Annotated in this window: 25 protein-coding genes; 4 read left to right on the top strand and 21 right to left on the bottom strand. The window is 61.4% G+C overall.

All coding sequences use genetic code 11. The annotated features are described in order from the left end of the window. Positions 1 to 31 precede the first annotated feature (31 nt). Positions 32 to 511, top strand: a complete 480-nt coding sequence (locus ACF8Q6_RS14825; protein WP_392490610.1) for a GNAT family N-acetyltransferase — start codon at positions 32 to 34, stop codon at positions 509 to 511. 10 nt (positions 512 to 521) lie between these two features. Here the strand turns inward: ACF8Q6_RS14825 and ACF8Q6_RS14830 are convergent, their stop codons facing one another. Continuing rightward, positions 522 to 818 carry an addiction module antidote protein gene (locus ACF8Q6_RS14830; protein ID WP_004576347.1) on the bottom strand — a complete coding sequence of 99 codons (297 nt, stop codon included), beginning with the start codon at positions 816 to 818 and terminating at the stop codon, positions 522 to 524. Then, entirely contained in the window at positions 815 to 1,108 is a 294-nt protein-coding gene (locus ACF8Q6_RS14835; protein ID WP_392490611.1) for a type II toxin-antitoxin system RelE/ParE family toxin, read from the bottom strand. The genes ACF8Q6_RS14830 and ACF8Q6_RS14835 overlap by 4 nt, the downstream gene beginning before the upstream one ends. Before the next feature lie 223 nt (positions 1,109 to 1,331). Here ACF8Q6_RS14835 and ACF8Q6_RS14840 point away from each other — a divergent pair, with 223 nt between their 5' ends. Further along, positions 1,332 to 2,225, top strand: coding sequence for a bestrophin family protein (locus ACF8Q6_RS14840; RefSeq protein WP_392490612.1), 894 nt, complete (start codon positions 1,332 to 1,334; stop codon positions 2,223 to 2,225). A 36-nt stretch (positions 2,226 to 2,261) separates the two neighbouring features. Here ACF8Q6_RS14840 and phnE read toward each other — a convergent pair whose 3' ends face one another. Genes phnE through ACF8Q6_RS14860 form a run of 4 tightly spaced genes read right to left on the bottom strand, consistent with a single transcriptional unit; the run spans position 2,262 to position 5,507 of the window. Beyond that, a complete protein-coding gene (gene phnE, locus ACF8Q6_RS14845) occupies positions 2,262 to 3,029 on the bottom strand; it encodes a phosphonate ABC transporter, permease protein PhnE (RefSeq protein ID WP_003248573.1) in 768 nt (255 codons plus the stop codon). Further along, positions 3,026 to 3,853, bottom strand: a complete 828-nt coding sequence (locus ACF8Q6_RS14850) for a PhnE/PtxC family ABC transporter permease (protein WP_392490613.1) — start codon at positions 3,851 to 3,853, stop codon at positions 3,026 to 3,028. Before ACF8Q6_RS14850 ends, phnE begins: the two co-directional genes overlap by 4 nt. Then, complete coding sequence (locus ACF8Q6_RS14855) at positions 3,847 to 4,656, bottom strand: phosphonate ABC transporter ATP-binding protein (RefSeq protein WP_392490614.1); 810 nt, start codon at positions 4,654 to 4,656, stop codon at positions 3,847 to 3,849. The genes ACF8Q6_RS14850 and ACF8Q6_RS14855 overlap by 7 nt, the downstream gene beginning before the upstream one ends. Further along, positions 4,653 to 5,507 carry a putative selenate ABC transporter substrate-binding protein gene (locus ACF8Q6_RS14860; protein WP_392490615.1) on the bottom strand — a complete coding sequence of 285 codons (855 nt, stop codon included), beginning with the start codon at positions 5,505 to 5,507 and terminating at the stop codon, positions 4,653 to 4,655. Before ACF8Q6_RS14860 ends, ACF8Q6_RS14855 begins: the two co-directional genes overlap by 4 nt. Before the next feature lie 126 nt (positions 5,508 to 5,633). On the opposite strand from ACF8Q6_RS14860, the gene selD reads away from it, so the two are divergent. Both selD and mnmH read left to right on the top strand, forming a co-directional pair. Then, complete coding sequence (gene selD, locus ACF8Q6_RS14865) at positions 5,634 to 6,668, top strand: selenide, water dikinase SelD (RefSeq protein WP_003248580.1); 1,035 nt, start codon at positions 5,634 to 5,636, stop codon at positions 6,666 to 6,668. After that, positions 6,668 to 7,780, top strand: a complete 1,113-nt coding sequence (mnmH, locus tag ACF8Q6_RS14870; RefSeq protein ID WP_004576353.1) for a tRNA 2-selenouridine(34) synthase MnmH — start codon at positions 6,668 to 6,670, stop codon at positions 7,778 to 7,780. The genes selD and mnmH overlap by 1 nt, the downstream gene beginning before the upstream one ends. A 135-nt stretch (positions 7,781 to 7,915) precedes the next feature. On the opposite strand, the gene ACF8Q6_RS14875 is transcribed toward mnmH, so the two are convergent. From ACF8Q6_RS14875 to ACF8Q6_RS14945, 15 genes are all read right to left on the bottom strand, one after another. Further along, on the bottom strand, positions 7,916 to 8,302 hold the full coding sequence (locus ACF8Q6_RS14875) for a lysozyme inhibitor LprI family protein (protein WP_392490616.1): 387 nt from the start codon (positions 8,300 to 8,302) through the stop codon (positions 7,916 to 7,918). Positions 8,303 to 8,322: 20 nt separating this feature from the next. Further along, positions 8,323 to 8,862, bottom strand: a complete 540-nt coding sequence (locus tag ACF8Q6_RS14880; protein ID WP_004576355.1) for a hypothetical protein — start codon at positions 8,860 to 8,862, stop codon at positions 8,323 to 8,325. Positions 8,863 to 8,929: 67 nt separating this feature from the next. After that, complete coding sequence (locus ACF8Q6_RS14885) at positions 8,930 to 11,455, bottom strand: TonB-dependent siderophore receptor (RefSeq protein ID WP_392490617.1); 2,526 nt, start codon at positions 11,453 to 11,455, stop codon at positions 8,930 to 8,932. A gap of 76 nt (positions 11,456 to 11,531) precedes the next feature. Continuing rightward, the gene (locus tag ACF8Q6_RS14890) at positions 11,532 to 12,503 is read right to left on the bottom strand and encodes a FecR family protein (protein WP_392490618.1); all 972 of its coding nucleotides are present in this window, start codon (positions 12,501 to 12,503) and stop codon (positions 11,532 to 11,534) included. After that, complete coding sequence (locus tag ACF8Q6_RS14895) at positions 12,500 to 13,027, bottom strand: sigma-70 family RNA polymerase sigma factor (RefSeq protein WP_392490619.1); 528 nt, start codon at positions 13,025 to 13,027, stop codon at positions 12,500 to 12,502. Before ACF8Q6_RS14895 ends, ACF8Q6_RS14890 begins: the two co-directional genes overlap by 4 nt. Positions 13,028 to 13,083: 56 nt before the next feature. Next, complete coding sequence (locus ACF8Q6_RS14900; protein ID WP_392490620.1) at positions 13,084 to 13,647, bottom strand: GNAT family N-acetyltransferase; 564 nt, start codon at positions 13,645 to 13,647, stop codon at positions 13,084 to 13,086. 265 nt (positions 13,648 to 13,912) lie between these two features. Further along, entirely contained in the window at positions 13,913 to 14,296 is a 384-nt protein-coding gene (locus tag ACF8Q6_RS14905) for a YkgJ family cysteine cluster protein (protein ID WP_003248590.1), read from the bottom strand. Between the two features lie 160 nt (positions 14,297 to 14,456). Further along, the gene (locus ACF8Q6_RS14910; protein WP_392490621.1) at positions 14,457 to 15,584 is read right to left on the bottom strand and encodes a hypothetical protein; all 1,128 of its coding nucleotides are present in this window, start codon (positions 15,582 to 15,584) and stop codon (positions 14,457 to 14,459) included. Positions 15,585 to 15,696: 112 nt separating this feature from the next. Next, a complete protein-coding gene (alaC, locus tag ACF8Q6_RS14915; RefSeq protein WP_392490622.1) occupies positions 15,697 to 16,905 on the bottom strand; it encodes an alanine transaminase in 1,209 nt (402 codons plus the stop codon). A gap of 309 nt (positions 16,906 to 17,214) precedes the next feature. Next, positions 17,215 to 18,102 (bottom strand): heme o synthase, encoded by an 888-nt coding sequence (gene cyoE, locus ACF8Q6_RS14920; RefSeq protein ID WP_014861450.1) that lies wholly within the window; start codon positions 18,100 to 18,102, stop codon positions 17,215 to 17,217. An 11-nt stretch (positions 18,103 to 18,113) separates the two neighbouring features. Further along, on the bottom strand, positions 18,114 to 18,446 hold the full coding sequence (gene cyoD, locus ACF8Q6_RS14925) for a cytochrome o ubiquinol oxidase subunit IV (RefSeq protein ID WP_003248599.1): 333 nt from the start codon (positions 18,444 to 18,446) through the stop codon (positions 18,114 to 18,116). Further along, complete coding sequence (cyoC, locus tag ACF8Q6_RS14930; protein WP_012051225.1) at positions 18,446 to 19,072, bottom strand: cytochrome o ubiquinol oxidase subunit III; 627 nt, start codon at positions 19,070 to 19,072, stop codon at positions 18,446 to 18,448. The genes cyoD and cyoC overlap by 1 nt, the downstream gene beginning before the upstream one ends. A 3-nt stretch (positions 19,073 to 19,075) precedes the next feature. Beyond that, positions 19,076 to 21,094 (bottom strand): cytochrome o ubiquinol oxidase subunit I, encoded by a 2,019-nt coding sequence (gene cyoB, locus ACF8Q6_RS14935; protein WP_010952047.1) that lies wholly within the window; start codon positions 21,092 to 21,094, stop codon positions 19,076 to 19,078. Positions 21,095 to 21,097: 3 nt separating this feature from the next. Then, entirely contained in the window at positions 21,098 to 22,039 is a 942-nt protein-coding gene (gene cyoA, locus ACF8Q6_RS14940; protein WP_003248605.1) for a ubiquinol oxidase subunit II, read from the bottom strand. 559 nt (positions 22,040 to 22,598) lie between these two features. Then, entirely contained in the window at positions 22,599 to 23,105 is a 507-nt protein-coding gene (locus ACF8Q6_RS14945) for a disulfide bond formation protein B (protein ID WP_003248609.1), read from the bottom strand. Positions 23,106 to 23,226: the final 121 nt, after the last annotated feature.

Below are 23,226 nucleotides of genomic sequence, written 5' to 3' on the forward strand. Positions count from 1 at the left end.
GCCCTGCCAGCCAACGCGAGAAGGACCTGCCATGCAGCTGACCCACCGCCCCATCCGGCCTGAAGACATCCCCGCTATCTGCAGCTTCCCGCAGAGCCCGGACGAACTGTTCTACATGTTCCCCAAAGCCACCTACCCCCTCACCCCCAACCAGCTGAGCGACGCCATAGCCCAACGCAGCGGCTCCACGGTAGTGGAAGGTAACGGCGCTGTCCTGGCCTTCGCCAATTTCTACAAAGCCGAACATGGCGGCCTATGTGCCTTGGGCAACGTAGTGGTGGCCCCCAGCGCCCGCGGCCTTGGTGTAGCGCGTTATCTGGTAACGGCAATGATCGACCTCGCCCGCCAGCAGTACAGCGCCCGGGAGGTCTGGGTGTCATGCTTCAATCACAACACCGCAGGCTTGCTGCTTTATCCACAGCTGGGCTTCACACCGTTCGGCATCGAGGAGCGGCAGGCGTGGGACGGCACGCGGGTAGCGTTGGTGCAGATGAAGCAAATATTGACTTAACCGAGCTGGATCAGCGGGTCATTGCATGTGGCTGAACGAGAAGGTCCACCCCCAGAGCACGAATGACCCTCAATACAGTGTCAAAACGAGGCTTCGCGCCAGGGCTCAGCGCCTTGTACAGGCTTTCTCTACCCAGCCCACTCTCCGTAGCAATATGTGTCATGCCCCGTGCACGAGCGATATGGCCAAGTGCTCGAATGATTTCCTCGGTATCGCCATTTGATAGCACCTGGCTAAGGTATTCACTGATTGCCTCATCGCTGCTCAACAAGGCTGCCATATCAAACGGGATCAATTTTTCGCTCATTTCATCTCCTTCAGCAGCTTTCTGGCTTTGAGGATGTCGGCGGCTTGGGTGGACTTGTCGCCGCCGACCAGCAGTAAAACCAACCTCTGCCCCTTTTGCGTGAAATAGACGCGATAACCGGCAGCTACGTCGATGCGAAGCTCACCAATACCGCCTCCAAGCCACTTGAAGTCACCAAGATTGCCCGCCGCTGCTAGCTCCAGCCTACGACCTATCGCCAGCCTGGCCCTCAAATCTCTCAAGCTCGATAGCCAAGCGGCAAAGCTTTCCGTCTGTTCAACGAGAAACATCAAGTGGTCACCCAATCGTATCCTTATGGATACACCCATTCAAGGATTGAAGCGACCCACTCTGTCGTTTTTGAGCTGAATCAGGAATTCAGGCACATCTGATAGGCTGGTCGGAGTTTTCCCTTCGTTTCAGCTACAAAATCCCTTGCAACATTCAACCTTCGAACCTTCGACGAGCCTCGGCGTCCCATCCTGCATCCCCCGCGTTTCGAGGTACCCTCGCGTGAAAGACGTCATCGCCCGCAAGTACCGCCTGGTGGTGAAGACCATCGGCTATATCGGTTGGTCGCTGTTCTGGCTGCTGATCTGGGATGTGCTGGTCACCATCGATTTCATGCTGTTCTTGAACAGCAAGTTCACCCTGCCACTGATCCCGCTGACCCTGCTGGGCTCAGCCTTGGTGGTGCTGGTGAGTTTTCGCAACAGCAGCGCCTACAACCGCTGGTGGGAGGCTCGCACCCTGTGGGGCGCGCTGGTGAACAGTTCGCGCAGCTTCGCCCGGCAGACGCTGACGCTGATCGATGACCCGGATGACGGCCTGAACCCGGTCAAGGCCAACCTGCTGCGCCGGCATATCGCCTATGTGAACTGCCTGGCGGCGCACCTGAAAGGTGAGCCCTGCCCGGATGAGCTGATGGCCTTCATCCCGCCAGGTGAGTTCGAACGGCGCAACCGCTCGAACAATTTCGCCAATGACATTCTCGGCGGCTCGGCAGCCTTGCTGGCGCGGGAATACCAGGCCGGGCGGCTGGACAGCATTCGCCTGGCGCGGCTGGAGTCGACGTTGGTAGACCTGTCCAACGCCCAGGGCGGCATGGAGCGGATTGCCAATACGCCATTGCCCTACCCCTATGTGTATTTCCCACGGCTGTTCATCACCCTGTTCTGCCTGATCGTGCCCGTGGGGTTGGTGGAGTCGCTAGGCTGGTTCACGCCGCTGGCGTCGACGGTGGTAGGGTTCATGTTGCTGGCCATCGAGCGGATCGGCACGGATTTGCAGAGCCCGTTCAGGTTCAGTGAGCATCAGATCCAGATGGATACCATATGCGAGACGATCGAGCGTAACCTGGAGTCGATGCAGCGAGAGGCGCAGTGTGCCGAGGCTGTAGGTGCCTGAGAGATGTCGGGGCTGCTTTGCAGCCCGGGCTCTCCGTCAGGCCCGCACATAGCGCTGACGCAACACATCACTCGACACATCCACCAGCAACACCAACACCAGCATACCGATGATCACCGTACTGGCCTGGGCCTCCTGGAACAGGCTCAAGGTGGTGTACAGCATCTGCCCCAACCCGCCCGCCCCGACGAACCCGAGCACGCTGGCCATGCGGATGTTGTTTTCCCAGCGGTACAGGCTGTAGGCCAGCAACTGCGGCCACAGGTTGGGCAGGGTACCAAAGCAGAACGCCGCCACTTGGCTGCCGCCCTGCAAACGGATCGCCGCCGCCGGCTCGGGCGGGGCGTTTTCAAGCGCCTCGGCAAACAACCGCCCCAGCACGCCAGCGGTGTGCAACGCCAAAGCCAGGGTACCGGCATTCGGCCCCAGCCCAGCCGCCAGCACAGTCAGCGCAGCCCACACCAGTTCAGGGATGGCACGCAAGGCATTGAGCAGCAAACGCGCGGCCCCTTGCAACGGCCAACCGAAGCGGCCCGCCGCCGGCAGTGCCAGCAACATCCCCAATACCATCGCCAACAAGGTGCCCATGCCAGACATGGCCAGGGTTTCCAGCGCCCCGCGCCACACCGCCTTGAGGTGCCCGGCAGACAGATCCGGCTGCAGGAAGCGCCCGGCGTACTCGCCCATTTGCCCCAGCCCGCCATTGCCGACCAATGCGTGCAGGTCCAGCTCCAGGTATGCGAACGAGGCCACCACCGCTGACACGATGGCACCCAACAGCACCAAGTTGATCACCCGGTTCATGCCAGCCTCCAGCGCAGCAGGCGGCTGAGCAGGTCGGCCAGGATCACCAGCAGCAAGAACGTCAACAGCATGCTCGCCACTTGCGCACCCGCAAACATGCGCATCGACAGGTCGATCTGCTGGCCCAGCCCGCCAGCGCCGACAAAGCCCATCACCACCGAAGCCCGCACCGCGCACTCCCAGCGGTACACGGTGTACGACACCACTTCGGAGGCAGCATTGGGCAGGATGCCGTAGAAAAACGCCGCCAGCCGGCCACTGCCCGCCTGCAACAAGGCATGCGCCGGACGCTGGTCGACCGACTCGAATATTTCGGCATAAACCTTGCCGAGCATGCCACTGTAGGTGATGGCGATAGCCAGTACGCCCGCCGTCGGCCCCAGCCCCACGGCGCGCACGAACAGCAACGCCCAGACGATCTCCGGCACGCTACGCAGGAAAATCAGCAGCCCGCGTACCGGCAGGCGCAACAGTCGCGACCAGAACCCGGCCCGCCCACCGCGTGAAGCAGCACGCAAGGACAAGGCACGGCTGGCCAGCAAGCCAGCCGGGATCGCCAACAACAACGCCAGCGCCATGCCGGCAGTCGCCACGGCCAGGGTCTGCAAGGTGGCTTCGTACAGCAGTGCAAGAGAATCGGCATCATGTGCCGGCGGCCAGAAGGCGCTGGTGAAGCTGGCAATCTGCTGACGGTTGTCCGCCTGCAACAGCACCCCGGGGTTCAGTTCGCTTGACTGGATAGCCGGCCACAGTACTGCTACCGCCAACAGGGCCAGCAGCAACCGTGGCAGCAGCGCCGGGTCGCGGGCGTCAGCCTTTAGCATCGCGGAATCTGCACGGTCAGGATCGGCCCTTGGGTTGGCGGCGGAGCCAGTTGTTCGTTGGCATACAGCGCGTCCAGCAGATGCTCGGTGACCGCTTCGGCCGGGCAGTCGAACACAACCTGCCCTTCCCGAATGCCAATCACCCGCGGAAAATGCGCCAGCGCGAGCTCTACGGCGTGCAGGCTCGCCACCAACGTCACGCCAGTCGCTTGGGCATGGCGATTGAGCACGGCCAGGCTGTGGTCGGCCAACACCGGGTCCATGGCCGACACCGGTTCGTCGGTCAGCAGCACCTGCGGACGCTGGTACAACGCCCGAGCAATGCCCACCCGCTGCAACTGGCCACCGGACAACTGCCCACACTGCACGAACAGCTTGTCGGCCAGGCCTAGCTCGGCCAAGGCCTGGCGCGCCCCCGGTACATCGCTGGGGTACAGCAGGTTGAGCAAGCCGCGCAGCGTACCCCACTGCCCCAGGCGACCCGCCAGCACTGCGGTCACTACCCGCTGACGCGGTGGCAAAGGCGGCGCCTGATGCACCAGGCCAACCTGCGCGCGCAGTCGCTGGCGTGCCCTTGCCGACAGCGCCCAAGGCTGCTCGCCAAGCAACTCCAGGCGCCCACTGCTGGGCTGAACGGCCGTGGCCATCAGGTGCAGCAAGCTGGACTTGCCCGCCCCCGACGGCCCGATGATGGCGACACGCTCGCCCTGCGCGATCCGCAGGCTCACCGCGTCAAGCGCGCGTACCTGGCCATGACGCAGGCTGGCACCGTGAAGATGGATTGCCGCATTCGAAGCTGTCACTTGAGCAGGCCGGCCTCGCGTGCAGCTTGTTCGGTGCCCTTGTAGTTCTCAGGCTTGGTCTCGATGAAGCGGCTGGCGGCCTGCAGGTCCAGGATCGCCTTGTGCTCCGGGTTGCTCGGGTCAAGGTCCAGGAAGGCTTTCTTGATTTTCTGTTTCAACGCCGGGTCCATGTTGCCGCGCACGGTCCAGTTGTAGTCGAAGTAGGTCGGGGTGGTGGCGAACACCTTCACCTTGGTGGTGTCGACCTTGCCGGCATCCACCAGCTTTTGCCACACGCTGGCGTTCAGCACGCCACCCTCGACCTTGCCAGCCTGCACCCAGGCCACGGTGGCATCATGGGCGCCAGAATAGGCCACGCGGCTGAAGTACGCTTCAGGCTTGATATTGTCCTGCTTGAGCATGAAGTAACGCGGCATCAGGCTGCCCGAGGTGGACGAAATGGAACCGAAGGCAAACGACTTGCCCTTCAGGTCGCTCAGGCTCTTCACGTCGGGGTTGGCGGTGATGAACTTGGAGGTGAACTGTGCGTCCTGCTCACGCTGTACCAATGGCGTGGCGGTCGGGTCCTTCAGGTGCACCTGAACGAACGTGAAGCCCCCCAGCCAGGCCAGGTCGAGACGGTCTGCGGCCAGCGACTCCACCACCGCCGGGTAGTCGGCCACGGGTACGAACTTCACCTCCATGCCCAGTTGCTTGGCCAGGTACTCACCCAAAGGCTTGAACTTGCGCTGCAGCTCGGTCGGCGCTTCGTCGGGGATGGCGCTGACCCGCAGGGTTTCGGCGGCCTGAACGACAGCGGCACAGCAAGACAGCACGAGGCCGGCGGCAAGCGCCAGGGGGCGGTTGAGCATGGGTGTTCTCCGGTTCAATAGCGGGGAAGTGCCGACACATTTGCCGACACCGGGAATTATAAGAGGCAAGGGCCTAAAGGCCAGCTTTGCTACAATCGCGCAACAATTTGACCTGCAGAGGTGCATATGAGCGAGCCGATTCGCCTGACCCAGTACAGCCATGGCGCCGGCTGTGGCTGCAAGATCTCCCCCAAGGTGCTGGACGTGATCCTCGCCGAAAGCGGCACCCAGGCCCTGGACCCGAAACTGTGGGTCGGCAATGCCTCGCGCGACGATGCAGCAGTGTACGCGCTGGACGACGAGCGCGGCGTGGTTTCGACCACCGACTTTTTCATGCCGATCGTCGATGACCCTTACGACTTCGGCCGCATTGCCGCCACCAACGCCATCAGCGACATCTATGCCATGGGCGGCGACCCGCTGATGGCCATTGCCATCCTCGGCTGGCCGGTCAACGTGCTACCGCCGGAAGTCGCCCGCGAAGTCATCCGCGGCGGCCGCGCCGTGTGTGCCGAAGCGGGTATCCCGCTGGCCGGCGGCCACTCGATCGACGCGCCTGAGCCGATCTTTGGCCTGGCCGTCACCGGCGTGGTCAATAAACGCCACCTCAAACGCAACGACACTGCCAGCGCGGGCTGCCAGCTGTACCTGACCAAGCCCCTGGGCATCGGCATCCTCACCACTGCCGAAAAGAAGGCCAAGCTGCGTGTGCAAGACCAAGGCCTGGCTCGCGACTGGATGTGCACCCTCAACACGCCCGGCAGCCGCTTCGGCAAGCTGGACGGGGTCAAGGCCATGACCGACGTCACCGGCTTCGGCCTGCTCGGCCACCTGGTCGAGCTGGCCGAAGGCAGCGGCCTCACCGCGCACCTGAACTACGCCGCCGTGCCACGCCTGCCTAGCGTCGACCACTACCTGGCCGAAGGCTGCATCCCCGGTGGAACCCTGCGCAACTACGACAGCTACGGGCACAAGATCGGCGCCCTCAGCGACGACCAGAAGCACCTGCTGTGCGATCCCCAGACCAGCGGTGGCTTGCTGGTTGCTGTTGCCCCGGAGGGTGAAACCGAGTTCCTCGCCGTGGCTGCCGAGCTGGGCCTGAAACTGTCTCCGATCGGCAAGCTGGTCGAGCGACAGAGCCATGCGGTCGAGGTGATCTGATGCGCCCCGACTGCACCGACTTCCGTCAGCTGTTCCTCGACGACGTGCCGATGATGGACATGCGCGCCCCCGTCGAATTCGCCAAAGGCGCCTTCCCTGGCGTGGTAAACCTGCCGCTGATGAACGACCAGGAGCGGCAGAAGGTCGGTACCTGCTACAAGCAGCAGGGCCAGGCCGCCGCCATCGCCCTGGGCCACCAGCTGGTCAGTGGCACCACCAAGCAAGCCCGTCTGGAGGCCTGGGCAGCGTTTGCCAAGGCGCACCCTGACGGTTACCTGTACTGCTTCCGTGGCGGCCTGCGTTCGCAGATCGTGCAGGGCTGGCTGCGCGATGAGGCGGGTATTCAGTACCCGCGTGTCAAAGGCGGCTACAAGGCCATGCGTACCTTCCTGCTGGAGACTACCCAGCAAGCGGTGGAGCAATGTGATTTCGTACTGGTCGGTGGACTGACCGGTACCGGCAAGACCGATGTGCTGCACCAGTTGGACAACGTGCTGGACCTTGAAGGCCACGCCAACCATCGCGGCTCTAGTTTCGGCAAGCGCGCCACGGCGCAACCGGCGCAGATCGACTTTGAAAACCAGCTGGCAATCGACGTGCTGAAAAAGCGCGCCCGCGGTATCGGGCAGTTTGTGCTGGAAGATGAAGGCCGCATTGTTGGCAGCTGCACGGTGCCGCTGGAGTTGTACCAAGGCATGCAGCATTACCCGCTGGTATGGCTTGAAGACAGCTTCACCAACCGCGTGGAGCGCATCCTGCGCGACTACGTGGTCAACCTGAGCGCCGAGTTCAAGGCCGTGCATGGCGAAGAAGACGGTCCCCGGCTGTTTGCCGAACGTATGCTGCAGAGCATGGCCAATATCTACAAGCGTCTGGGCGGAGAGCGCCATCAGCGCTTGTCCGAGATGCTGCGCGAAGCCTTGCAAGAGCAGCAGCGCAGCGGTGCGGTAGACCTGCACCGGGGCTGGATCGAAGGCTTGCTGAACGAGTACTACGACCCGATGTATGCCTACCAGCGCGCAGCCAAGGCGGAGCGCATCGAGTTTGCCGGGGATGCCGTGGAAGTGCGCGAGTACCTCAAGGCCCGGGCGCTGCGCGAACCGCGCAAATAGAACCAGCACCCTGTAGTGCCCTGTAGGAGCGGGTTCACCCGCGAAGAAGGCCACGCGGAGCATGACTCCGGTAAAGCCGGTGTTCGCGGCTGAACCCGCGCCTGCAAATGTCGGCAAATCATGCCTGAACAGGCGCTACTGCCCAGGGCTAAGCACCCGCTCCAGCTCCGCAGCGCGGTCGCGGGTCATGTCCAGGATGCAAGTGCCACCTTCCAGCTGCGCCAGGGTCCCGCCACTGGCCTGTACATGGAACTGGCAATTGCCATCACGGTAGGCCAGCCACTTGCGCTGCACATCCCGCAGGGTCTTCTGCTGCCCGGCATCCAGCTTGCCCATCAACTGCTTGTACACCCGGTTCAAGCGCTGGTCCTGCACTTGCGTTTCGGCCCCGATGCACGCGCCCATGGCCACGGTGCTGGAGGCCTTGTCCATGCACTGCCCGTAGGCCGCCGTGTAATCGTCCGCCATCGCTACCGGTAGCACGCAGGCCAGTGCCAGGCCTGCCAGGTAATGCTTGATCATGCTAACCCTCCTTGTGGATATCAAAGCGTCTGCGGCTGCTCCGGAGGCATCAGCACCTTGCCTGGCTCGAAGCGCAGCGAGGGCATTTGCGTCGCTGCATACAACGTTACCCCCAGGGCGGCAATCAAGGCGACATCAAGCCAGTTCCAGCCTGGCATGTCGTCAGCCCTTCGCGCCTTCCAGCAAAACCAGGCTTGCCCCAGGCAAAACACCACCATTGCTACCAGCCACAGGTAGAAGCCAGCACCAAAACCGGTAAGGTCATGAAACTCGTAGCTGCGGTTATCCGGCAAGCGGTCGATGCCAAAACTGCTGGCAGCCAGATACGCCGCCCCAAGCCCGGCCAGCAAGGCCAGCCGGCGAAACCGCCGATGAGCCAGGATGGCCAGGGCCAGCAGCGGATTGGCAAACCATTGGTACAAGCCGAACGGCATGCCCCATGGCCCGTACAGCAGCATCTGCAGGGCCGGCATATGACGCTCGCCGCTCATCAGCGCGCCATCGAAGAACAGGGCGAGCAAATACAGCAGCAGGCTGATACTCAGGTAGAAAGCGGGCAAAGGGGATTCCTGAGAGAAACGGGACAGCCTACGACCTTAACCCAGGCCCTGCCCCGCTTCCAAACCCTCAATAGGTGCCGCGCAGGGTCACCATGAAGTTGCGTGGCTCACCATAGTAGTTGCCATAGGTCGAAGTACCCACGGTTTCGTAGTACTTCTTGTCGAACAGGTTGTTGCCGTTGAGCGTGACGTTCCAGTGATCATCGACACGGTATTCGACCAACGCGTTCCAGATCGCATAGCCGCTCTGGTCGAAGTCGAACGGTACGTTTCGCTCAACCAGCGCGCCGCTGCTGTCGTAGCGATTCACTGTACCGCTCATGTACGTGGCGCTTTGCACCTGCACGCCGCCGCCGACCTTGAAGTCGCTGAGGATACCCGGCAGCCGGTAGGTGCTGTACAGCTTGAACAGGTGCTTTGGCATCACCGTGCTCAGCGGTGCATCGGCGCTGCGGTTACGGTTCAGGTTGAAGGTGTAGCCCCCCACCAGCATCCAGTCCGGCAGCAGCTCGCCAGACAGCTCCATGTCGATGCCCTTGCTCACCACCTTACCATTGGACACATAGCAGCAGCTGCCCGAGAAGCCGGCGTTGGTGGCCAGGAAGTTCGGGTCTTGCACCGCTTCGTTTTCGCGGGTGCTGTAGTACAGCGCCACGCTGGCGTTGAGTGCGCCATTGAACAACTCACCCTTGAGGCCGGTTTCGTAGGTTTTGCCGGTCATGGGCTCAAGCGGCGAACCGCTTTGCGCAGGGCCGCTAATTCGGCTGGACTGCGGTTTGTAGATTTCCGAATAGCTGACGTATGTCGACCATTGATCGTCAAGGTCGTAAACCAGGCCACCGAACGGGGTGACCTTCGTGCCTATACGCTGCTCCGGGCTGGAGATACTTGCTGGCGAGGTCAGGTTGTTGGTATAGGTCTGCCAAAAGTGGAAACGCTGTGCACGCGCCCCGACAATCAGGTGCAGGGGTTCGGCCAGCTGCAAACGCAGGCTGCCGTATAGGCCGTACTGGCGTTGCGAGTTGGGGCTGTAGTCGCGCTTGTAGTCACGCCCGTTGCCGGGGTCGTCGAACGCCGAGCTGTCGGGGTCGAACACGTTGGCCGGCGCGCCCGAGGCGGCATAAGGCGCAGTGCCCAGCCACCGGCTGTCGATCTTCTGGTAGTCGGCACCGAAGACTACTTCATGGTCCAGACCAAAGGCCTGGAAGTGGCCAGAGACGTTACCGTCATACAGGTGCTGCTCGTTCTCCTGACGGGTCGAGGTGCCGTACCAGGTCGCCCCGCTATTGGTCACCGGGTCTACTGCATTCAGGGTGGTCGCCGTCTTGAACAGCCCAAGGTCCCACGTGTTGGTGTAGCTGAGGTTGAGCTTCCAGTCGTCGTTGAATCGGTGGTCCACCTTGGCGAAGTACTCGCGCGCGGTGGCGTCGAGGTAGGCCCACTTCTTGGTCAGACCGGTATGCCGTGGCAGGTTCAGGTCCGCACCATTGCTGTAGCGCGGTACCGCGCTATTGCTGCCAGTTTCGTGGGATTTGTTGTAGCGAGCGCCGAATGTGAGCATGGTGTCGTCCGTAACGTCCGCCTCCAGCACGCCATACACCAACGGCCGCTCGGTGGCGCGGTTGTCGGTGAAATACTGGCGATCGGTGTTGGACATCACCAGGCGACCGCGCACGCGGCCATCCCAGCCCAGCGGGCCGGACAGGTCGAACTCCTGGCGATAGTTGTCCCAGCTACCGGCTGACAGGGTCAGCTTCAGCTGGTTAAAGGAAGTCGGCCGCTTGCGCACCATGTTGATGATGCCACCCGGGTCACCCGAGCCACCATACAATGCAGCAGTACCGCGCAGTACCTCGATGTGGTCGAACTCGGCCAGTTCGAAGATGTTCGACGAATAGAACGAACCCATGGCGGTGCCCAGCGCCTGCGGTGCAGCGCCGTCGATCTGCAGGTTCTGGATACTGAAACCACGCGAGATGAAGTCCTGGGTGCGGAAGGTGGTGCTCTGGGTGACGATCCCCGGCGTCACTTTCATCGCCTGGTTGATGTCGGTCAGTTGCTGGTCTTCAATCAGCTGGCGGGTCACGGTCGACACCGATTGTGGCGTCTGGCGCAGGCTGGTCGGGGTCTTGGAGCCAACGCTGATCAGGCCCGGTGCGTAGGAGCCGGTGTTCTCGGTACTCTGGCCCATGCCCTGCCCGGCTACGGTGGTCACGCCAAGTTCCATCGCCTCACTGCTCACCGCCGCTTGCGGCTCGGCCACCAGCCGGTAGCCGTTATCGCTACGCTCTACCCGGTAGCCACTGCCGGCCAGCAACACGGCAAAACCGCTGTCCACCGAATACAGGCCATGCAAGCCGTTGCTTTGCAGGCCGGCCAGTGCTTCAGGGGTGAAGGCCAGCGACACGGCGGCTTGCTGGGCATAGCTGCCAAGCGCCTGGGCCAGGTTGCCGGCGGGCACGTCGAAGCTACGGCGGGCGGCCTCCTCGGCGACGGCCGGCAGGGCCGCAACGGATAGGGCCAGCCCGGCGCAGGACAGGCGCAAGGCCAGGGCTAGCGGGCTGAGGACGGGGTGGCCAGGGAATCGGCGCATGGTGGATCGGCTCCTTTTTCTTGATCGGTTGGCCTCTTGTCTGACGGGCCACTGCGCAGAAGCGGAACCACCTGGATCAATTTTCTCGTGAGACGGGTTCGACCGTGGTCCACCAGCGGCCAACGCCGCCGATACGAATCGGCAGCGCCTCGGCCAGCAGGCGCAGGGCCCTTTCGCTGTCATCCAGAGGCAGTACCGCCGACACCTTGATCGCCTGCATTGCCTGGCGGTCGAAGCGCAGCACGCCACGGCGTTGCTCGGCCAAGGCATCGAGTACCTGGTCGAGCGGTACGCCGTCGGCCACCAACTGGTGATGCTGCCAGGCTCGATCGACCCGCGCCGGGTCGATGGCCGGCAACGGGCCAAGCCCGTCACGCGCCACCCATGCCCGCTCGCCCGGGCCGACGACCAACTGATCGCCGGACACGGCAGTGCGCGCCTCGACCCGGGACTCAAGCATGGTCAGCTCGCTGCGAGCGTGGCCTTCGCTGACCACGAAGCGTGTACCCAGAGCCTTGAAGCTGCCTTCGTCGGTCTGTATCACGAAGGGTCGCGTCGGGTCATGGCTGACATCTACCAGCACCTGGCCATGCAGCAGGCGGATGCGCCGCTCGCCAGTGCTGAACACGACATCCACGGCAGAGTTGCCCGCCAAGGTCAGCTGCGAGCCATCTTCCAAGGTTTGGCTGCGCCACTCCGCCGGCGCGGTATGCAAGTCGGCCAGCCAGTCGCGCGGCGTACCACCGGAAAGGCTCAGTGTGCCCAGCAAGGAGATTGCCAAGGCCAAACCAAGCAACGTGCGCCGTGCACCCGAGCCTGAAGCCGAAACCTGTGCGCCGGCGCGCAGCCCGGCGCCCACCGGTCCGCGTTGCTCGCGCAGTGCCTGCACCTGGCTGATCACCCCTTGCATGCGGCGCAAGGTGGCGCCGTGGCGTGGGTCGGCCTGCAGCCAGGCGTCGAACTCGCGCGTCTCGTCGGCATCCAGTTCACCCTCGCCCAGGCACAGGGCCCACTCGGCAGCTTCCTGTTCGATACGCGAGGGATTCACGGTTCGGCAATGTCCAGCGTGCGGTGGCAATGGATCAGGGCCTGGGCCAGGTACTTGCGCACCATGCGTGGGGAAATCTGCAGGCGTTTGGCAATCTGAGGCTGGGTCAGGTCGTCCAGGTAGTAACCGACGAAGGCCTCGCGGGCATTCACGTGCAAGCCTTCCAGCAGGAAAGCGATCTGCTCCAGCGCTTCGAGGGTGATGAGAATGCTTTCGGGAGACTGGTGCCCCTCCAGCACCTCGGCAGCCAAGGCAAGTTCGCTGAGGTAAGCCTCTTCGATTTGCTGTCGACGCACCCGGTCGATCAACAGGCGACGTGCAGTGGTACTGAGGTAGGCGCGTGGCTCGCGCATGCCCAGCAAGGCATCACGCGAGGCCAGAATGCGCACGAAGGTGTCCTGGGCCAGGTCGGCTGCGCTGTGCGAACAACGCAGCTTGCGACGTAGCCAGCTGAACAGCCAGCCATGGTGCTCGCTGTACAGCTTTTCAAGCGGGTACGGGCTCGGTGAGTCGGCTACGGGCATGGGGCACCGGGACACAAGTGAGAATTGTTCCCGAATAGTAGCTATTCGCCGTAAGACTATGCAACAGGTGGTTCGAGCAACAAGCCGTAAATGCCAGAGTCGGACAGCTCACCCGCCACGCACCATCGCGCCCGCAAGGTGCCCTCCAGTACGAAGCCCTGCCGCTCAAGGGTGCGTGCCGAGCCCTGGTTGCGCGGGTCGATTTCGCCTTCCAGGCGGCGCATGTGCAGGGTATGGGCGAGGTAGTCGATGAAGCAGGTCAGCGCTTCGTCCATGTAGCCCCTGCCCTGCACGGCGCTGGCCAGGCAGTAGCCAATTTCGCCACGGCGGGAAATGTCGTCGATGTTGAACAGCTGGACCATGCCGATCAGTTCGCCGTTGTCGCGGCGGAACATACCGAGCTTGAGTTGGTCGCCATTGGCATAGGCTTCGCGGTCGGCGGCCAGGGCGCTTTCGGCCTCGGCCAGGTCTTGCCAGGGTGCATGGTGCCAATAGCGCATGACCTCGGGGTCGGCCATGATCGCCAGCCACTGCGCGGCATCGGCATGGCGCATAGGGCGCAGTTGCAGGCGTGGGCTGTCGAGGCAGAGGTCACTGGGGAAACTGCGGGGTGGGGTCACGCCGGATCTCCTGTCCATTGCTGGGGAGATGACAGTTTAACGTCAAGTGCAGGGTTCAGGCATCTCGGGCAGCTTTGCAGCCCGTCGCCGGCAGGTTCACCACAGGCCAGGAGCCTTGCACGCTACCTGTGGGAGCGGCCTTGCGTCGCGAAGGGGCTGCAAAGCAGCCCTGGCAATTCTCGCGGTGCCGCTGATGCCTTGGGCCGCTGTGCGGCCCTTTCGCGACGCAAGGCTCCACATCGACCGCCTCAGGCTGATTGATACTTCAGGCCACCTCAGCCCCATCATCCGGCCAATGCGGCTCGTTGGCCTCTGGCGGAGTCAAGGGTGGCAGGCCATACGCTGCCCGCGCATCATCACAGCTCGGGTTATGCACCCCACCCTCCCACGACGCATCAAACTCGCGGCACGGGCTGGAACGGTTGGCGTAAATCGTACACGCCACCTCTTTACCGATCTCGCCCTGAAGGCTGACACAGCGGCAGGGCTTGGCATCGGTGCCGATCATGGCAACGCGCGTGGGGTTGATCTGTACCACCAGGTCGTCCGGCACTACGCCCCCGGCAGACTGGCATTCGCCCCAGAAGAAGGACACACGGAAGTACCCGCAGCAGGCGCCGCAGTCAAGGCAAGGGTTATATTCAGACATGATGTCACGGAGGGAAGGTGGTTGTTATCGGGGCTGGCCCGCGGCGCCATTTTTAATCCAAGCAGGGGCCGCTGGATAGAGGGGGAATGCAAAAAAAGTTGCCGCTGATCCGGCCACTGAACAAGGGCGACCAGTGCATTCACCGGCCGCCCCCTTTCAGCTAGCAGATGGGCTGGTAGGCTTCAGCATCCCAGCGTTGTAAACCCAGGCCTTCGCTCGGCTTGTAGTTGCCTCCCTGTACCTTGCTGAACTGCGTATGCACCTCACCGCAGTGCACCAGACGATCATTTTTATCGCCCTCGGTGAGTACCGTGTAGGACTCACTGCGCATGGCCTGATACTGCCTGTCGGCGGCCGCCATGACCTGGTGATACTTCATCAACTGACTGCTGCTCAAGGCCAGACGTTTGTCCAGGTGCACGCCCCAGCGGGTCAGGCAAACCTCGGCAAAGTGGCGAACGATCAGCCCAGGTTCGGCCAGCACCTTGCCATCGCCTGCGCCATCAGCCGAGGCGTTGCCCACCAGCGTGGCATGGCGACCCGGCATCGGATAAACGCATATCCGTGTCCCTTTGGCGACCGAAGGGATCACGCAGGCAAAACCTTTGGAGCGCTCATCCCTTGAGTAGAAGCCTACGTACTCTTTGACGTTATCCGCCAACGTTACGCGTTCGACTTGCACGTTACCAACGCCAGGCACCGGGTCGATGGCAAATATGTTCACCGGTATGCCCCGCAATACAGGTTCTTGCGCCATGGCATTGGCCAGCATGTGGCAGCTGATCCCTCCCCTGCTCCAGCCCACCAGGTTGACCTGGGTTGGCAGGCGCGGTTTGCGGAACATGCTGATGATGCGCTCCTGCAGTTCCTGCGGGGTCGGGTGGCGATCGCCATAGTCGTAGGTTCGCCAGAACCATGAGGCGGAGGAAGACACGTCCGGAATGGGCACGCCGGCAGCTTTCAGCCGCTCGTATTCTTGCTCACTGAGTTTGGTGCGCCGCCAGCTGCTTTCGCCTTTGATGACCTGCAGCACATGGTTGACGTTCTCCTCCCAGCCGCGGCCAAACAGCTGGCCGGTCCAGTTGAAATAGCCGCCGGGTTCGACGAACAGGTTGTCATCCTGAAGGTTGCCGCTGCCTGGGCCGTCGACGGCGATCCAGTGGGCAAATTCCCGGCTCTGGTCGTTGCTGGCCAGGGTCGATACCAGCTCGCCATTCCAGAAGTTGGGATTGGCGTCATCGAAACGGTGCGAGCCAGTGCCGCAGAAGTAGGCGGTGAAGACACTCATGGGGGATCTCTTGGTGAGAAATGAGTGCTGAAGGTAGGCGTACGGGTAACCAGAAGGCAGGCGGAAAGCTCACCCAAGAGGCAGTTGGGGCTGCTTCGCAGCCCCAATGGGCTTACTTGCGAGCCAACCCATCAGCCCGGAACATTTGCCGGATCCCGCGGATGGCTTGGCGAATACGGTCCTGGTTCTCGATCAAAGCAAAGCGCACATGGTCGTCCCCATAGTCACCAAAGCCGATCCCCGGCGACACGCAGACCTTGGCCTCGGCCAGCAGCTTCTTGGAGAACTCCAGCGAACCCAGGTGCGCATACTCCGGCGGGATCTTCGCCCACACGTACATCGACGCCTTGGGGTTCTCGACCATCCAGCCCAGTTCGTGCAGCCCTTTTACCAGCAGGTTACGGCGCTGGCGATACTGCTCGGCAATGTCGCGCACGCACTGTTGGTCGCCTTCCAGCGCGGCAATGGCTGCAACCTGTAGCGGGGTGAAGGTGCCATAGTCGTGGTAGCTCTTGATCCGCGCCAGGGCGCTGACCAACTCGGGGTTGCCGACCATGAAGCCGATGCGCCAGCCGGCCATGTTGTAGCTCTTGGACAGGGTGAAGAACTCCACCGCAATGTCCTTGGCACCCGGCACCTGCATGATCGATGGGGCTTTCCAGCCGTCGTAGACGATATCGGCATAGGCCAGGTCATGCACCACCAGTACGTTGTACTGCTTGGCCAGGGCCACCACGCGCTCGAAGAAGTCCAGCTCCACGCACTGGGCGGTCGGGTTGGACGGGAAGCCCAGGATCATCATCTTCGGCTTGGGGATGGACTCGCGAATGGCCCGCTCAAGCTCGTTGAAGAAGTCCACACCCGGCACCAGCGGCACCGAACGCACCTGAGCACCGGCAATCACTGCGCCGTAGATGTGGATCGGGTAGCTGGGGTTGGGCACCAGCACCGTGTCGCCCTGGTCGAGGGTGGCCAGCATCAGGTGGGCCAAGCCCTCTTTCGAGCCGATGGTGACGATAGCTTCGCTTTCCGGGTCGATGGCGACCTCGTAGCGGTCCTTGTACCAGTTGGAGATGGCCCGGCGCAGGCGCGGGATGCCGCGCGAGGTGGAGTAACCGTGGGTGTCTTCACGCTGGGCGACCTGTACCAGCTTCTCGACGATGTGCGGCGGGGTGGCGCCATCGGGGTTGCCCATGCTCAGGTCGATGATGTCCTCGCCACGGCGGCGGGCGGCCATCTTGAGCTCGGCAGTGATGTTGAAGACGTAAGGGGGGAGACGATCGATGCGCGCAAAGCGGCGCGGCGAACCTGGGTTGGCCATGGCTTCCTCTGAGGACGTAAGCGCCCGGAACCGTCCGAGCGACGTTGGCCGATGTGGCGGCCTGGATCAGAAGATAGTGCCGAAACAGGATCACTGTAAAGGATAATTTCCTGTTTTATTAGAACTTTTCAGATCTATTCTTTGAAAATCAGGCATTTTTATTTTTCTGTGCTGACCTACTCGCGGGTAAACCCGCTCCTACAGGAACCTTGTAGGAGCGGGTTTACCCGCGAAGAGGCCGGCACAGGAAAAATACCCAAAAAAAACCCCGGCACAGTGGCCGGGGTTTTCGTGAAACAGGCAGCAGTTTCAGCGTGCGTAGGTCATCAGCACATCCGCAGCGGTCTGGCTGTCCACACCCATCATCACGCTCAGGGCAGTGACGGTAAGGATGGAGAAGCCGAACACCTTGCGGGCCCACTTGCTGTCGTCCTCGGCCTTGTAACCACCCCAGGCCATGTACAGCCAGTACAGGCCCATGGCAGCTGCCACAGCCAGGTAGCCGAGGCCGGCGTAACCGCCGAGGGTAAGCATCAAGGTGGCGAGCACAAAGGCCAGCACGTACAGCACAATCTGCTTCTTCGCAGCCAGGACGCCACGTGCCACCGGCAGGACCGGAATGTTGGCAGCGCTGTAATCCTTGAAGCGGAAGATCGCGATGGCAAAGCTGTGCGGCATTTGCCAAAGGCTGAACATCACCAGCAGGGTTACCGCAGCCAGGTCGAAGCTGTTGCTCACGGCGCAGTAGCCGATCACCGGAGGCATGGCACCGGACAGGCTGCCGACCAAGGTGCCGTGCACCGATTTACGCTTCAGCCACAGGCTGTAGAAACCGACATAGACGACAAAGCCAATCAGTGCGCAGAACGCAGACAGCGGGTTGGCCTGGACATACAGCAGGCTGAAACCCGCCACCCCGAGCAGGGTGGCGTAGATCAGCGCGAGGGGCAGCGACATGCCGCCCTGGACCATGACGCGGTTCTTGGTGCGCTCCATCTTGTGGTCGATGTCACGGTCGATGCAGTTGTTGAACACGCATCCGGACGCAACCACCAGCGAAGTACCGATCACCACCGCCAGGAACAGGGCGAAATCCACATGGCCCTTCGAGGCAAGGAAGAAACCGCCTGCCACGGAAAGCACGTTACCGAAAATGATCCCCGGTTTGGTGATTTGGATAAAGTGCTTAACGGACATGCAGTCTTACCTCACTTGGCCAACATTTCGAAGTGGATGCTGAACATGATCCACAGCGACAGGCCGACAAGCAGAGCGATCACCAGGGTGGTGAACAGGAACGTCGAAACGTTGTTGCGTTGCTCTTTCGAGCGGTCCATGTGCAGGAAGTAAACCAGGTGAACAACTACCTGGATCACGGCCATGGCAACAATGATCAGAACGGTCAGGTTCTTCGGCAGGCTGGCGGTCATGGCCAGGCCGAACGGGATCGCAGTCAGGATGATCGACAGTACAAAACCGATCATGTACGACTTGACGCTGCCGTGATTACCTTCGTGATGAGTGTCGTGTGCGTTAGCCATTACAGAACCCCCAGCAGGTAAACGACGGTGAATACGCAGATCCAGACCACGTCCAGGAAGTGCCAGAACAGGCTCAGGCAGCTCATGCGGGTCTTGGCGGTCGGCGTGATGCCGTGCTTGTTGATCTGGTACATCATGATTGCCATCCAGATCAGACCAGCAGTCACGTGCAGACCGTGGGTGCCTACCAGGGCGAAGAAGCCCGACAGGAAGCCACTGCGCTGCGGGCCGAAGCCCTCGCTGATCAGATGATGGAACTCATAGATTTCCATCGCGATGAAGCCTGCACCGAACAGGAAGGTCACAGCCAACCAGCCCAGTACGCCCGCTTTCTTGCCATCGAACATCTTCAGCATGGCGAAGCCGAAGGTGATCGAGGACAGCAGCAGGAACAGCGTTTCAACAGCTACGAAATCGAGCTGGAAGATGTCATGACCCGACGGGCCGCCGGCAAAACTGCCGGACAGCACCGCGTAGGTGGCGAAGAGCGACGCAAACAGGATGCAGTCGGTCATCAGGTACAGCCAGAAACCCAGTACGGTCATCTGGCCCGAGTCGTGGTGGTGGTCGTCATGCCCATGGTCGTGACCATGAGCAGCGCCGCCGTGCATTACTTGACTGGACATTGATTACACCCGCTCAAACGATTCGACACGTGCGCCGGCAGGCAGAGCACCTGCTTTGGCCAGCGCTTTCATACGCTCGCCTTCGATGCGCGCCACTTCTTCGGCCGGAACCATGTAGCCCTGGTCGTCACGTGCAGCGTGGCGAACGAAGACAGCGATGGTTGCAACCAGGCTCGCGCCCACCAGCCACCAGATGTGCCAGATGAAAGCGAAGCCGAAGACGGTCAGGAACAGGCCCATGAACAGACCGGTAGCAGTGTTGCTCGGCATGTGGATGGCTTCGTACTTGGCCGGGGCCTTGTACGCAACGCCTGCTTCCTTGGCTTCGTGCCAGCAGTCCAGGCCAACTTTCTCAGGCATGTGAGCGAAGTTGTAGAACGGAGGTGGCGAAGAAGTCGACCATTCCAGGGTACGGCCGCCCCATGGGTCGCCGGTCACGTCCAGGTTCTGGTTGCGGTCGCGGACCGAAACGACGATCTGGATCAGCTGGCAAGCGATACCAAACAGGATCAGCACGGCGCCGACAACGGCTACGTACAGGTAGGGTTCCCACAGTGGGTTGTCGGAATGGTTCAGACGACGGGTCATGCCCATGAAGCCCAGGGCGTACAACGGCATGAACGCAACGTAGAAGCCCGACAGCCAGAACCAGAAGGCAGCTTTGCCCCACTTCTCGTTCAGGGTGAAGCCGAAGGCTTTCGGGAACCAGAAGGCGAAACCGGCGATGTAGCCGAATACCGCGCCACCGATGATCACGTTGTGGAAGTGCGCAATTACGAACAGGCTGTTGTGCAGGACGAAGTCAGCACCCGGAACGGCCAGCAGTACGCCGGTCATGCCACCGATGGAGAAGGTGACCATGAAGCCCAGGGTCCAGAGCATCGGTGCGGTGAAGCGCACACGGCCTTGGTACATGGTGAACAGCCAGTTGAACAGCTTCACACCGGTCGGAATGGAGATCAGCATCGTCGCCAGGCCGAAGAAGGTGTTGACGCTGGCGCCGGCACCCATGGTGAAGAAGTGGTGCAGCCATACAGCAAAGCCGAGGATGGCGATCGCGCCCGATGCGTAAATCATCGAGTGGTGGCCGAACAGGCGTTTGCCAGAGAACGTCGAAGTGACTTCCGAGAACACGCCGAAGGCCGGCAGGATCAGGATGTAAACCTCAGGGTGACCCCACGCCCAGAACAGGTTGACGTACATCATCGGGTTCCCACCAAGCTCGTTGGTGAAGATGTGGAAGTCCAGATAACGGTCAACAGTCAGCAGAGCGAGTGCAGCAGTCAGGATCGGGAACGAAGCGACGATCAGTACGTTGGCCCAGGTGCAGGTCCAGGTGAAGATCGGCATGTCCATCAGTTTCATGCCAGGTGCGCGCATCTTCATCACGGTGACGAGGAAGTTCACGCCGGTAAGCGTCGTACCCAATCCGGATAGCTGTAGCGCCCAGATGTAGTAGTCGACACCCACCCCAGGGCTGTACTGAATGCCCGCGAGCGGCGGATAGGCAACCCAGCCGGTCTTGGCGAATTCACCAACGCCCAGCGAGATGTTGACCAGCAGCACGCCTGCCAGCAGCAGGTAGAAGCTCAGGGAGTTCAGGAACGGGAAGGCAACGTCACGTGCACCGATCTGCAGAGGAACCGCCAGGTTCATCAGGCCGGTGAAGAACGGCATCGCCATGAAGATGATCATGATCACACCGTGAGCGGTGAAGATCTGGTCATAGTGTTCAGGCGGCAGGTAGCCTTCGGAGCCGCCGGTTGCGGCAGCCAGCTGGGTACGCATCATGATGGCGTCGGCAAAGCCGCGCAGCAGCATGACCATCGCGACGATGATGTACATCACGCCGATCTTTTTGTGGTCGACAGTAGTCAGCCACTCGCTCCACAAGTAGGTCCACTTGCGGAAATAGGTGATAAGACCGACGACAGCGATACCGCCGAGCGCGATCATGGCAAGCGTCACCATGACTATCGGCTCGTGATAGGGTATCGCCTCCAGGCTTAATTTACCGAACATCTCTTACTCCTCTGCACCGGCAGCTGGTTGCATACTCGATTCCACACCCTTGGTTGTGGCCAGATCTTTGCTGCCTGCTTCTTCGTGGCTACGACCGCGGTTCATGCCTTCGTACTTGTCGACGATCAGCTGGAACTGCTCAGGCGAAGCCTCGCTATACAGCGCGACCGGGTTGTTTTCGCTTGGTTTGGCCAAGGCGTCGTATTCGGCCTTGTCCAGCTTCTTCGGCGACTGCTTGACTTCAGCGACCCACTTGTCGAAGTCTTCCTGAGAGGTGGCAGTAGCCTTGAATTTCATGCCGGTGAAGCCAGCACCGCTGTAGTTGGCGCTGATACCGTCGAATTCGCCATTTTCGTTGGCGATCAGGTGCAGCTTGGTGGTCATGCCGGCCATGGCGTAGATCTGGCCGCCCAGGCCCGGGATGAAGAACGAGTTCATCACGGCGTCGGAAGTGACGCGGAAGTTGACCGGAGTGTTAGCCGGGAAGACGATCTTGTTGACCGTGGCAATGCCCTGCTCCGGGTAGATGAACAGCCACTTCCAGTCCAGCGCGACCACGTCGATCTGAATCGGCTTAACGTCCGAATCCAGTGGACGATAAGGGTCCAGCTTGTGGGTGGAGTGGTAGGTGACGTAACCCAGGGCGATGATGATCAGGATCGGGATGATCCACACCGCGGCCTCGATCTTGGTCGAGTGCGACCAGTCAGGGGTGTAGGTGGCTGCCTTGTTGGAAGCACGGTACTTCCAGGCGAACGCCAGGGTCATGATGATCACAGGGATTACCACCAGCAGCATCAGGCCGGTAGCGATCAGGATCAGGTTCTTTTGCTCAATGCCGACCTGGCCCTTCGGGTCGAGCAGGGTCCAGTTGCACCCACTGAGTAAAAGCATGCCTAAAAAGGGCAATATGCCAAACAGTCTGGGGTAACGCTTTTTACTCATCTCACGACCTCTAGATCAGCTTGCTTCAATGCAATTTGTGTTTTGGTAGCCAACACTTCGTCCTGCCAAGTGAGGCATTTCGCGCCCGTACTCGCTCCTGCCTGGGGTCCGACTGCAGGACCTTGGCTTCAAGCGGGTTAGCGGTGCTTATGGTTTCGTAGGCAACAGGCCTGTACTTCAGACCAAGTCCATTTGGTGCGGGAAAACGCGGAGGGGTGTCCGCCCGGTATCGCCGTTGGGCGAAACTTGACGAAGTCAGCAAAAAGGAGCGCTGGGGCTTCCTTCAATCCTGCGACTCGCAAGCAGTGCCGAACGGAAATTGGGGGCGATTGTAGATAGGTCGCCAACCCTTGACTATGACTTATTGAGCAACAGTCTTTTACAGAATCCGTAACAATGCTGCTCAATAATTCAACTTCGCGACAGTTTGTCGCACCCCGCTTGCTAGGCCTCAAAGCCGCATTCTGCAAGGCCTGTGGGTTGATCTGGATCAAGCGGTGCGCAACTTTTCCCTCTTCTCATGCGGTGCAAAAGACCCCATGCAATTCGGGACTTTTGTCTAAGCCTGGCGTCGATTGCGGTAGATACCGAGCGGGACGAGGACGGCGGTCAGCACGAACGCCACAAGTGCCCATTGCGCCAGCGACAGGCCGAGGATCGGCGGATACGGCGTGCTGCAGAAGCCGTCGACCTGAAACGCCAGTGGCCACAGCTTTGCCAGTGGCAGGTCATCCACGATCGGCTGCAGGGTATCGATACCGCAACTGACCATGGGGTTGGCGAGTATATACACATGGTTGCCAGCCGCAACGATTCCGCCAATTGCACTGAGCACCACCAATGCCTCGAAGAAGGTCAGGCTGCGGCGCCCAGGCATCGCCGCAGCGATGAAGGCAAACACGGCAATGAACAGCAACGCATAACGCTGCAGGATGCACAACGGGCAGGGTGCCTCGCCTAGCACCACCTGCATGTAGAGGGCGCCGCCGATCAGTGAAAGGCAGATCAGCCCCAACAGCACCAGAAAGCGCCGTTCCCGATTCAGGCGCGATGTTTGTTCGTTCATTGCCGGTTCCTTCGATGGATAGTGGCAGCGTGGTCCGCCTGCCTGGGCGCAAGTCTACACGCTGGGCATGGCCTGTGAGCATGCCGAGGGAGCGTCGCGGAAGCACTGCGCAGGGCTATCC

The sequence above is a fragment of the Pseudomonas sp. GLN_2 genome, assembly GCF_043106005.1.
Classification (GTDB): domain Bacteria; phylum Pseudomonadota; class Gammaproteobacteria; order Pseudomonadales; family Pseudomonadaceae; genus Aquipseudomonas; species Aquipseudomonas alloputida.